Source organism: Pyxidicoccus sp. MSG2 (genome assembly GCF_026626705.1).
Classification (GTDB): Bacteria; Myxococcota; Myxococcia; order Myxococcales; family Myxococcaceae; genus Myxococcus.
The window spans coordinates 8,166,355-8,176,638 of sequence record NZ_JAPNKC010000001.1 but is presented as its reverse complement, the minus strand read 5'-3'; the positions used below and the strand labels follow the sequence as shown (position 1 = coordinate 8,176,638).

Annotated in this window: 9 protein-coding genes; 8 read left to right on the top strand and 1 reads right to left on the bottom strand. The window is 71.1% G+C overall.

Translation table 11 applies throughout. The annotated features are described in order from the left end of the window. The first annotated feature begins 15 nt into the window (after positions 1-15). The 3 genes from OV427_RS32085 to OV427_RS32075 are packed head-to-tail and all read left to right on the top strand — an operon-like array spanning position 16 to position 2,365. Positions 16-945 (top strand): fatty acid desaturase family protein, encoded by a 930-nt coding sequence (locus OV427_RS32085; RefSeq protein WP_267860014.1) that lies wholly within the window; start codon positions 16-18, stop codon positions 943-945. Beyond that, entirely contained in the window at positions 938-1,819 is an 882-nt protein-coding gene (locus OV427_RS32080) for a phosphatase PAP2 family protein (RefSeq protein ID WP_267860013.1), read from the top strand. The genes OV427_RS32085 and OV427_RS32080 overlap by 8 nt, the downstream gene beginning before the upstream one ends. A gap of 48 nt (positions 1,820-1,867) precedes the next feature. Next, complete coding sequence (locus OV427_RS32075; RefSeq protein WP_267860012.1) at positions 1,868-2,365, top strand: nuclear transport factor 2 family protein; 498 nt, start codon at positions 1,868-1,870, stop codon at positions 2,363-2,365. Here the strand turns inward: OV427_RS32075 and OV427_RS32070 are convergent. Further along, positions 2,343-3,632: an MFS transporter gene (locus tag OV427_RS32070; protein ID WP_267860011.1), complete on the bottom strand. Its 1,290-nt coding sequence runs from the start codon at positions 3,630-3,632 to the stop codon at positions 2,343-2,345. The two genes, OV427_RS32075 and OV427_RS32070, sit on opposite strands and share 23 nt — an antisense overlap. A gap of 176 nt (positions 3,633-3,808) precedes the next feature. Here OV427_RS32070 and OV427_RS32065 point away from each other — a divergent pair, with 176 nt between their 5' ends. From OV427_RS32065 to OV427_RS32045, 5 genes are all read left to right on the top strand, one after another. Further along, positions 3,809-4,513, top strand: a complete 705-nt coding sequence (locus OV427_RS32065) for a helix-turn-helix domain-containing protein (protein ID WP_267860010.1) — start codon at positions 3,809-3,811, stop codon at positions 4,511-4,513. An 18-nt stretch (positions 4,514-4,531) separates the two neighbouring features. Continuing rightward, positions 4,532-5,704 carry a hypothetical protein gene (locus OV427_RS32060; protein ID WP_267860009.1) on the top strand — a complete coding sequence of 391 codons (1,173 nt, stop codon included), beginning with the start codon at positions 4,532-4,534 and terminating at the stop codon, positions 5,702-5,704. Between the two features lie 99 nt (positions 5,705-5,803). Then, a complete protein-coding gene (locus OV427_RS32055; protein WP_267860008.1) occupies positions 5,804-7,810 on the top strand; it encodes a sigma-54-dependent Fis family transcriptional regulator in 2,007 nt (668 codons plus the stop codon). 242 nt (positions 7,811-8,052) lie between these two features. Then, positions 8,053-9,573 (top strand): aldehyde dehydrogenase, encoded by a 1,521-nt coding sequence (gene adh, locus OV427_RS32050; RefSeq protein ID WP_267860007.1) that lies wholly within the window; start codon positions 8,053-8,055, stop codon positions 9,571-9,573. Continuing rightward, positions 9,573-9,983: a DUF779 domain-containing protein gene (locus OV427_RS32045; protein WP_267860006.1), complete on the top strand. Its 411-nt coding sequence runs from the start codon at positions 9,573-9,575 to the stop codon at positions 9,981-9,983. The genes adh and OV427_RS32045 overlap by 1 nt, the downstream gene beginning before the upstream one ends. The last annotated feature ends 301 nt before the right edge of the window (positions 9,984-10,284 follow it).

The following is a 10,284-nucleotide window of genomic DNA, read 5'->3' as shown; positions in this document are numbered from 1 at the left end:
CCACCGGAACAGCCCATGCCGTCGCCGACAGAGTCCCTCACACCCGCCCGGTTGCGCACGCTGGAGCAGGTCAACGCCCGGCACGTTCCCCGGCTCCTCCTCTTCCTGGCGCTGTACCTCGTCGCGGCGGCGCTCGCTGTGAGGCTCGCGTCGGAGACCTCGGCTTCCGGGTGGCTTGCGCGCGCGGTGCTGTACGTCATCGCCGCGGCGTCACTGCACGGCATCAGCCTGTTCACCCACGAGGCGGTCCACGGCAGCCTGTCCCGGCAGCGGTGGCTCAACCGGCTCGGGGGAATGCTGTGCGCACTGCCCGTGCTGCAGAACTTCGCGGCGTACAAGGTGCTCCACCTGCGCCACCACGTCGACCTCGGCGGTGGGAGGGACCCAGACCACTACGGCAACTACACGGGGCGCCGCTGGCTGGAGCTGTCGATGCACGTGGGAAGGCTGCTGCTCGGCTATCCCGCGTACATCACCATGATTCCCATCCTGGGCTGGCGGCACGGCACGCCTTCCGAGCGCCGGTGGATTGAAGTCGAGGTGGCGCTGCTCGCGGTGGTCGCCGCGCTCGCCGTGGCCTTCGTGCCCGGCACGGTGCTGCTGCACGCGTGGGTGGTGCCGATGCTCGTCATCAACACGCTCGTGAACATCCGCGGGATGAGCCAGCACACGTTCCTCCCGGAGAGCAACCATCCGGTCCGCGGCTCGCGCACCATCCTGTCGAACCCGGTGACGCGCTTCTTCATGTGCAACGAGAACTACCACCTCGAGCACCACCTGTACCCGCGCGTGCCCTGGTACAACCTGCCCGAGCTGCACCGGACGCTGCGCGCGGAGCTCCTCGCCCAGGGCGCGCCGTTCATTCCGTCGTACTTCTCGTTCGTGCGCGGCGTCGTCAGCGGCTCGCTCATGCGCGGAGCGAAGAGCGTTTCCCCGGATGCCTGAGCGGCCGTACCTGCACGAGGTGCTGCTGGCCACCTTCGGCGCGGCCCTCTCGCTGGCGTTGCTGCTGGTCGCGGGCCTCGGTGCGCCCGTCACCGCGCAGGTGCTCGGAGCGACGGCGCTATTCGTGGGCGGCGTGGCGCTGCTCGCGCGCCTGGACGGCTTCACCCACGTGTTCCGCGTGCGGCTGCTGCTCGCGTATGCCGCGACGTTCTTCTTCTATGCGTCCGTGAAGCACACGGTGCCCGCGCTCGGGCTGCCGTCTTACGACGCGATGCTGCTCGCCGTGGACGAGCGCCTGTTCGGCGTCACGCCGGCGGTGTGGCTCCAGCGCTGGAGCACCCCGTGGGTGAATGACGTGTTCAGCGCGGGCTACCTCGCGTTCCATGCGTACCTGCACCTCGCGATGGCGTGGGCCGTACTCGGTCCCCGTGCGCGGGCTGAGCGCTTCTTCGTCCACGTCTTCTCCGCGTACGTGCCGGGCATCGCGGGCTACTACCTGGTGCCGGGACTGGGGCCCTCGGTGGCGTGGCCGGAGCTCTTCACCGTACCCATCGACGGTGGGTGGCTGACGCGGCTGAACGCGGCCGTGGTGGCGGGCGGCTCTTCCGCCTACGACATCTTCCCGAGTCTGCACACGTACATCACGCTGGTGCTGCTGGAGCATGACCGGCTCGCGCATCCGCGACGCTTCAAGCTCCTGCTGCCGGTTGCCCTCGTCATCGTGCTGTCCACGCTGGTGCTGCGCTACCACTACGCCGTGGACCTGCTCGCGGGCGCGCTGTGGTTCACTGCCTTCCGCGCCGTGTACCCGCACGTCCATGCGCGCTGGAACCATGGTGCATTTGCAACCGTGAAGCCCCCTCCCCTTCCGTAGCGCACTCATTCGTCGGAAGCTCCGGACTCCACTCGGAGGTTCACAGACATGATGAAGGGTCAGGATCTTCAGTACGTGCTGGATTGGATTGCCGTTCAGGAGTTGGTGGCGGAGTACGGGCAGGCCATCGACTTCGGCAAGGACACCGGAGACTGGAGCCGCTGGGTGAATGTCTTCACGCCCCAGGTGACGGCGGACTACACCCGGCTCTTCGGAGGAGAACCCATCACCATTGCGCGCGAGGAGATGGGCAAGCTCGGCAGTGACGCCCTGGCGCCCTACAGCCGCGTCCAGCACGCCACCGCCAACACGGTGCGGACCCACTTCAAGAGCGCCACGGAAGCCCAGGTGATGGCCTATGCGGACGTCGGCCACTTCTTCTCGTTGAACGGCGTGCCCCAGGAGTGGACGCTCGTCATCCGCTACACGCACGACCTGGAGAAGACCGCCGAGGGCTGGAGGATTCGCAAGGTGATGCTGGACCCCATCCACCATCGCGGCAATCTGCTCGGCGCGGAGTTCGTCAAGGGGAAGCGGCTCGTCTGACCACATCGGACGCGGCGTCTCGTGCGGCCAGGCTCTTGCGCAGGGCGCCCGGAAGCGTGAGCGCCACCAGGAGCGTGGCCAGCGTACCTCCGGCCCCGGCGACCATCAGCGTCACCGGGGCGGAGGTCGCATCCAGCAGCAGGCCGCCGCCCAGATAGGACACCGCGGCGGCCACGCCAATCGCGCCGTAGAGATTGCCGAAGACCCGGCCGAGCATCCCCGGTGGCACCACCCGCTGGAGCAGCGTGTTGGTGGCCACATCCATCGCCGCGATGCCCAGGCCCCGCACCGTCTGCATCGCGAGCGCCGCGGAGACGGCCCAGGCCAGTCCGGTGAGCAGGTTGCCCACGCTGCTCACCGCGAACCCGAGCACGAGGAGCAGCGGCATCGACACGCGCGGGCCATACCGCGCCAGCAGCCCGTAGCCGCACACCAATCCGACGCCCACCGCGCCCAACAGGAGCCCCACCGCCGAGTCCCCCGCGTGGAAGGTCTCCTTCGCCAGCAACACCAGCGCCACGTCGTCCACGCCGTTGAACGCGACAACGGCGCAGAAGCCCAGCGCGATGACACGCACGGCGGGAGTGGCCCAGAGGTAGCCCAGGCCCAGCCTCGCCTGCCGGAGGAGTGACGGCGGAGGGCCATGCGCCTCGCCCGGTACTTGCGGCAGGGACGGCACGAAGGCCAGCAGCAGCGCGGAGAGGAAGAAGGACGCGGCGTCGATGAGGAGCACGCCGCGCACGCCCACGAATGGCAGCAGCGCCGCGGCCACCAGCGGGCCCAGCGCCTCCGCGGCGTTGGTGCCGAAACCGAGGGTGGAGTTCGCGACCTCCAGTTCCCGCTCCTTCACCAGCGCCGGCACCGCGGCGCGAGACGCGGGCTGGAAGACCTGTCCGGCAACCGCGCGCAGCCCCACCAGGACCAGCAGCACCGGCAGCGGCGGCAGGACGAGCGCGAGCGTCAGCAGGAGCGCGCCCTGGAGCAGCTCGCAGACCACCATCACCCGCTTGAGGTCGAACCTGTCACTGATGGCCCCGGTGATGGGGCTCAGCAGCGCGGGAGCGAAGTCCCCCACCAGCAGCAGCAGCGACACCGCGAGCGCCTGTCCGGTGGCCCCGGCGACATGGAGCATCAGCGCCACGAGGCTGAGCGAGTCCCCCGTGAAGGAGATGACTCGCGCGGTCCACAGTGAGCGGAACGGCCTGTTGCGCAGCAGGAGCCCCGATGCGCGCGTCTCGGCTCCATCATCCGCGGCCGGTGCCGGCATGCGCGTCTCCTCGGTGGACAGGCGCGCACCGTAGACGAGCGGAGGGGCCCGCTCCAGCCCATGCAGTCACTGCACGGCGCGCGCACCTGGGCCTGCAACCCGTGGTTCAATCGGCTTCCCTTCGGCGCCATGCCGCGCCCTTCCGTGAAGCCGAGAGGCCCGAGCCGATGACCGCCATGAGGACCGCAGCACGGCAGCGCTTCACGGCGGCGACCCACCTGGAGCGCCACCGGCATGTCACGGGGTACACCGCCGTCGTCGTGGCGGGTGGCTATGTCGAGGCGGGGGACTCCGGTCGCTTCAGGCTGGAGGCGGGCTCCGTGGTGTTCCACCGCGCCTACGAAGCACACGCCGACCACTTCGGCACCACCGGCGCTGTCGTCCTCAACCTGCCGCTTCCCGCCTCGGCGCCGGAGGTGCCCGTGGGACTGCTGCGAGACGTGGACGCCGTGGTGCGGCTCGCTGAGCGGGACTCCCTGGCAGCGGCGGACCTCGTCGTCTCGTCGCTGGTGGCTCCCCTCGCAGGTCCGGGGGACTGGCCCGACCTGCTCGCCGCGGCACTGCGGGACAATCCCTCCCTGGGCCTGACGGACTGGGCGGAGCGCATGAGCCTCGCGCCGGAGACGGCGGCCCGTGGCTTCAAGCGGGCCTACGGCGTCTCGCCCAAGCGCTACCGGGCCGACGTGCGTGCACTCCAGGCTTGGCGGCAGCTTCCCCACTCCCCGCTGCCGCTCGCGCAGCTCGCCCTCGCGCTGGGCTTCACCGACCAGGCGCACATGACTCGCGACGTGGTCGCCCTGACGGGGCGGACGCCCGGGGCACTGAGGCGCGGAACACCACCGCCCGAGGGTCAACTGGATTCAAGAACGGCCCGGCGCTAGCGACTACACACGGAGGGCATGAACCGACGCGATTGTCTCTCCGCCCTGCTCACCCTGCCCCTCGCCGCCACGCTGGGCTGCGCTTCACGAGGCCCGAGCGCCCCGGCGGCCTCCGCCACTCCCCGTACCCGCTGGAAGGTCGCCGGCTCCGAGGGCCTGGACGCGCTCTGCTTCCTCAATCCGCTGTCCGGTGATTCCTTCTACACGCGCTACTACGCCGAGGAGCTGGCCCGGTTCACTCCGAGCTTCGCCACGGACGCCGTCACCACGCTCCAGCAGCTCAAGGACTCCTCGAAGGCGCAGGACCGGCTGATGGGCCCGTTCCTCTGCCTGGTGTTCTCCGCCGGCCCCACGGGGACGCTCGTGGACCTGCGCGGCGCGCTCGCGAGCGCCGAGGCGCAGCTGCTCCCCGGCTTCCGCGCCAGTCCCTACTGGGAGCCCGAGGCCTGGGACTGGTTCCTCACGGCCCGTCCCGCGCTGGCGCGAGTGCTCGAAGCGCTGGCCGCCGCCGGATTCCCCGCGTTCCGCCGGGACGTGCTCGGGGACAGCGTGGAGCAGCGCGCGGCGGCGCTGCGACAGCGACTGGCCGGAGTCGACGTCATCGCCGAGCAGGAGCGGCTCCTGGGCCACCCGCTTCAGGAGGACATCACCATCGACCTGCTGCACTTCTCCAAGCCGCACGGCATCAAGGTCACCGGCCAGCGGTTCCTCACGCACCTCTCCTACCCGGACGAGCTGGTCATCCGGAACGCGGCCCACGAAATCCTGCACCCGCCCTTCGACAAGGAGCACCCCACCATCCGCGCGGCGATGGAGGTGCTGCACCGTGACTCGCTGCTCACCCGCATCGTCGCGGACCATGACCCGAGCTTCGGCTACACCACGCTCGAAGGCCTCTTCGACGAGGACACCGCCGAGGCGCTGGAGCAGCTCATCAACGAGCGGCTCGGCGTCGCAGTCCCGGCACGCGAGCGCTGGCGCCGCGCCGACGACGGCATGCACGTGCTGGCCGCCGGGCTGTATGGACTCCTCAAGGCCGACGGCTTCGAGCGCACCGGCGGCGCCATTCAGGAGTGGCTGGGCAGGGCCGCACATGACGGACGGCTCGAGCCGGCGTCGCTGCATGCGTCCGCGGCCGCCGTGCTGGAGCTGCCGCCCGAGCGGCTCTGGACGCCCCCCGCGAAGCCTTGAGCCAGGGCGCGGGACGGCGCGCCGCGTCAGTGAACAGTCCACGATTCGTGAGCCCCCGGGTTGCCGGCAGCGCGAGGGCTGGCGGCATAATGAGACCTCGTGGGTACGCTCACCCTCAGCGCCTCACCGTTCCTCTGGGAGCAGTTCCTCGTCGGCGCGCTCGACCGGGACGCCGGGGCGCGTCCGGAGCTGCACCCCATCCTGACGCGCTGGAGCCGCTCGCGCATGCTGGGGGCTCCGAGCACGGGCCTTCCGGACGAAGGCCCCAGCGTCGGGCACCTGGCCCTCGTCGAGCGGCGCGCGCGGCTGGAGCCGGTGTGGCACGAGCTCGGAGGGATGATGGAGGTGCTCGCGGCGGCGCCCCTGCCCTCGGGGCGCGTGGCGCTGCTCGCGGACCGGGATGGCGTCATCCTCGCCACCCGCACCTCGGGCGGCGACTTCCGGGACCACGCGGACGCGGTGCGCCTCATCGAGGGCGCGTGCTGGGATGAGACTTCGCGGGGCACCAACGCCATCGGCACCGCGTTGGCGGAGGCTTCGTCCGTGGCCGTGGTGGGGCCCGCGCACTACGCGCAGCGGCATCATGGGCTCGTCTGCTACGCGGCCCCGGTGCATGACCCCTTCGGGGAGTTGGTGTGCGTGCTGGACGTCACGGGGCCCGCCGGTGCGGCGGACCCGCTCGTGCTCGTGGCGGTGGCGAGCATGGCGTACGCGGCCGAGGCACGCCTGCGCGAGGTGGCCTGGGCGCGTGTGGCCACCGCGGCGCGCGGTGGGCTGGAGGCGCGGCTGGCGCGCGAGGACAGCCCCGTCCTCATCGTCGAGCCTCCGGGGCGCGTGCGCCATGCGAACGGCGCGGCGCGAGCGCTGCTCGGAGACGTTGCGTCCTCGGGCACGGGCGGAGTGCTGGGACTGTCGTGGCCCGAGCTGAAGGCGGCGGCGCTGCGGGGAGAGTCGCTGGAGGTCCGCTCCTCCGAGCGGGGTACGCCCTGGCGCGTCCACGCGGAGGCGGTGGGCGAAGCCGGAGGTGGCGCGACGCTCGCGGTGCTCGTGCGGTTGGAGCCGCTGGTGTCGCGCGCGCGGGCCGTGGCCATGGACGCACCGGCACCCGGGAGCGGGCCGTGGGCCGCGCTCAAGGGGCGTGACGCGCACCTGTGCGCCACGCTGCGCGAGGCGGCGCGCTTCGCTCCGACGGCGCTTCCGGTGCTGCTGCTGTCGGAGACGGGCACCGGGAAGGAACTGCTCGCGCGGGCCCTGCACTCCGCGAGCGCCGTGGCCTCCGGCCCCTTCGTGGCCGTCAACTGCGGGGCGCTCTCCCCCGCCCTGCTGGAGAGCGAGCTGTTCGGCCATGCTCCGGGCGCCTTCACCGGTGCGCGCTCGGGAGGCGCGGACGGCAAGCTCGCGGCGGCGGATGGGGGCACGCTGTTCCTCGACGAGCTCGCGGAGATGCCTCCGGCGCTCCAGGTGTTGCTGCTTCGCGTGCTGGAGGACGGGAACTACTCGCGCGTGGGCGAGTCCCGGGTGCGGCAGTCACGCTTCCGGCTCATCGGGGCCACGTGCAGGGACCTCGATGCGGCGGTGCGAGCCGGCACGTTCCGCTCCGACCTCTACTACCGCCTCCAGGGGGTCGTGCTGCGGCTGCCACCACTGCGGGAACGCTCGGACCTTGGCGAGCTGGCGCAGGCACTCCTCGCCGGGCTGGCGGAGGCTTCGGGCCAGGCGAGACCCACGCTGTCACCCGCCGCACTCGCGCGGCTCGCGGCCCACGCGTGGCCCGGCAACGTGCGTGAGTTGAAGACGGTGCTGCGTCTGGCGCTGGTGCGGGCCTCGGGCTCGCCGGTGCTGGACGTGAATGCATTGCCTCCCGAGCTCGGAAGGGGGCCGGTGTCGGGTGCTGCCGCTGCACCTCGCCCGGTGGAGTCCACACCACCGCCGGCCGATGAAGCCGCACCGCGCGCGCTCCGTGAACTGGAGGCCCACGCCATCCAGGAAGCGCTCGCGCACAGCGATGGCAACGTGGCGCGGGCCGCGCGCCGGCTGGGCATTGCGCGCAGCACGCTGTACCGCATGGTGGAGCGCTTCGGCCTGGTGCTGCCGCCCCGCTCGTGAGCACCGCGCTCATGTGACGCTCCGGCCCGGGGTTCGCATCCCCGCACCGTGACGCGCACGGTCAGCGCTCCGCGCCTGTCTCCCCCGTGCGACGCACGTGTTGCGTCCCGCGCCAGCTCTGTCCGCGACAGTGTCGCAGAGTGGGACACGACGCGCCGCGACGTCGGCGGAGTGTCCGCTGGCACGCGTGCTGCTCTGGGACGGCGGCGTCCCAACCCGCAGCCCACGTGAAGGAGAGCGTCATGATCTACGCCGCCCCCAATCAGCCCGGCTCGAAGGTGAAGTTCAAGTCCCGCTATCAGAACTTCATCGGCGGCCGCTGGGTCGAGCCCGTGCGCGGGCAGTACTTCCAGAACATCAGCCCCGTGACGGGCCAGCCCTTCTGTGAGGTGCCCCGCTCCACCTCCGAGGACATCGACAAGGCGCTGGACGCCGCCCACGCCGCGCGCGTCGCCTGGGGCCGCACCTCCCCCACCGCGCGCGCCAACATCCTCAACAAGATTGCCGACCGCATCGAGCAGAACCTGGAGCTGCTCGCGGTGGCGGAGAGCTGGGACAACGGCAAGCCGGTGCGCGAGACGCTCGCCGCCGACCTGCCGCTGGCCATCGACCACTTCCGCTACTTCGCCGGCTGCATCCGCGCCCAGGAAGGCTCCGCGGGCGAGCTGGACGCCGACACCGTCGCCTACCACTTCCACGAGCCGCTCGGCGTGGTGGCGCAAATCATCCCCTGGAACTTCCCCATCCTGATGGCGGCGTGGAAGCTCGCCCCGGCGCTCGCGGCGGGCAACTGCGTGGTGCTCAAGCCCGCGGAGCAGACGCCCGTCGGCATCCTCGTGCTCACCGAGCTCATCCAGGACCTCCTCCCGGAGGGCGTGCTCAACATCGTCAACGGCTTCGGCATCGAGGCCGGCAAGCCCCTGGCCAGCAGCAACCGCGTGGCCAAGGTGGCCTTCACCGGTGAGACGACCACCGGCCGGCTCATCCTCCAGTACGCCAGCGAGAATCTCATCCCGGTGACGCTGGAGCTGGGCGGCAAGAGCCCGAACATCTTCTTCGACGACGTCATGGCCCATGACGACGACTTCTTCGACAAGGCGCTCGAGGGCTTCGCCATGTTCGCCCTCAACCAGGGCGAGGTGTGCACCTGCCCCTCGCGCGCCCTGGTGCACGAGCGCATCTACGGCCAGTTCATCGAGCGCGCCCTGGAGCGCGTCAAGCGCGTCAAGCCGGGCAACCCGCTGGACACCGAAACGATGCTGGGCGCCCAGGCCTCCAGCGACCAGTTGGAGAAGATTCTCGGCTACATCGACATCGGCAAGAAGGAGGGCGCCAAGGTCCTCACCGGTGGCGAGCGCGCGCACCTGCCCGGCGACTTGAAGGACGGCTACTACGTGTCGCCCACCGTGTTCCAGGGCACCAACCGGATGCGCATCTTCCAGGAGGAAATCTTCGGCCCCGTGGTGAGCGTCACGACGTTCAAGGACTTCGACGACGCGATGCGCATCGCCAACGAGACGCTGTACGGCCTGGGCGCGGGCGTGTGGACGCGTGACATCAACCAGGCCTACCGCGCCGGGCGCACCATCGAGGCCGGGCGCGTGTGGACCAACTGCTACCACCTCTACCCGGCGCACGCGGCCTTCGGCGGCTACAAGCAGTCCGGCATCGGCCGCGAGAACCACAAGAGGATGCTGGACCACTACCAGCAGACGAAGAACCTGCTGGTGAGCTACAGCCCCAAGGCCCTGGGTTTCTTCTGATGGCGGCCGAGCAGCCGGGCGCGGAGGTGGCCCGGGTGGCGGTGACACCCGAGGCCGCCGCCGTCATCCGCCAGTTGCGCGACTCGCACGGGCCGTTGATGTTCCACCAGTCGGGCGGCTGCTGCGACGGCAGCGCCCCCATGTGCTACGCGCAGCGCGAGTTCCGCATCGGCCAGCGAGACGTCTTCCTGGGCGAGGTGGAGGGCTGCCCCGTCTACATCGGCGGCGCGCAGTTCGAGTACTGGCAGCACACCCACCTCACCGTGGACGTGGTGCCGGGACGGGGCGCGGGCTTCAGCCTGGAAGCCCCGCTGGGCGTGCGCTTCCTCACCCGCAGCCGCGTCTTCACCGATGAGGAGTACGAGCGGATGAAGCACGCCCCGCCGCCCCGGCGGGGCCCGCCGGAGTAGCCACGGCCAGCACCGGGGCGCCAGCGTGACGGACTTCCCCCCACGTGCGCTGGCGCCCCACGCAGTCTCCCGCTCCGCTGGCCGATACTTGGCGCGCGTGATTGCGTTCTGGGGGCATGACCCTGCTCAACCCTGAGATGGCAAGGCGCCGGAGCACCCCGCGCATGGGGTGGCTGCTCGTCGCGGCCTGCCTCCTGTCGGCCTGCACCCACGACGAGAAGCCACCTGACCCCGCGCCGGAGCCGGGACCTCCGCCGGTGGCCCCCGACTGGTGTCCCCTCGTGGCCCCGGGCCCCGCCGG

What these genes read in the sequence shown, in the direction of transcription:
- OV427_RS32070 (WP_267860011.1), bottom strand. Translation starts at nt 3,632, where the DNA reads ATGCCGGCACCGGCCGCGGATGATGGAGCCGAGACGCGCGCATCGGGG.
- OV427_RS32045 (WP_267860006.1), top strand. Translation starts at nt 9,573, where the DNA reads ATGGCGGCCGAGCAGCCGGGCGCGGAGGTGGCCCGGGTGGCGGTGACA.
- adh (WP_267860007.1), top strand. Translation starts at nt 8,053, where the DNA reads ATGATCTACGCCGCCCCCAATCAGCCCGGCTCGAAGGTGAAGTTCAAG.
- OV427_RS32065 (WP_267860010.1), top strand. Translation starts at nt 3,809, where the DNA reads ATGAGGACCGCAGCACGGCAGCGCTTCACGGCGGCGACCCACCTGGAG.
- OV427_RS32085 (WP_267860014.1), top strand. Translation starts at nt 16, where the DNA reads ATGCCGTCGCCGACAGAGTCCCTCACACCCGCCCGGTTGCGCACGCTG.
- OV427_RS32075 (WP_267860012.1), top strand. Translation starts at nt 1,868, where the DNA reads ATGATGAAGGGTCAGGATCTTCAGTACGTGCTGGATTGGATTGCCGTT.
- OV427_RS32080 (WP_267860013.1), top strand. Translation starts at nt 938, where the DNA reads ATGCCTGAGCGGCCGTACCTGCACGAGGTGCTGCTGGCCACCTTCGGC.
- OV427_RS32060 (WP_267860009.1), top strand. Translation starts at nt 4,532, where the DNA reads ATGAACCGACGCGATTGTCTCTCCGCCCTGCTCACCCTGCCCCTCGCC.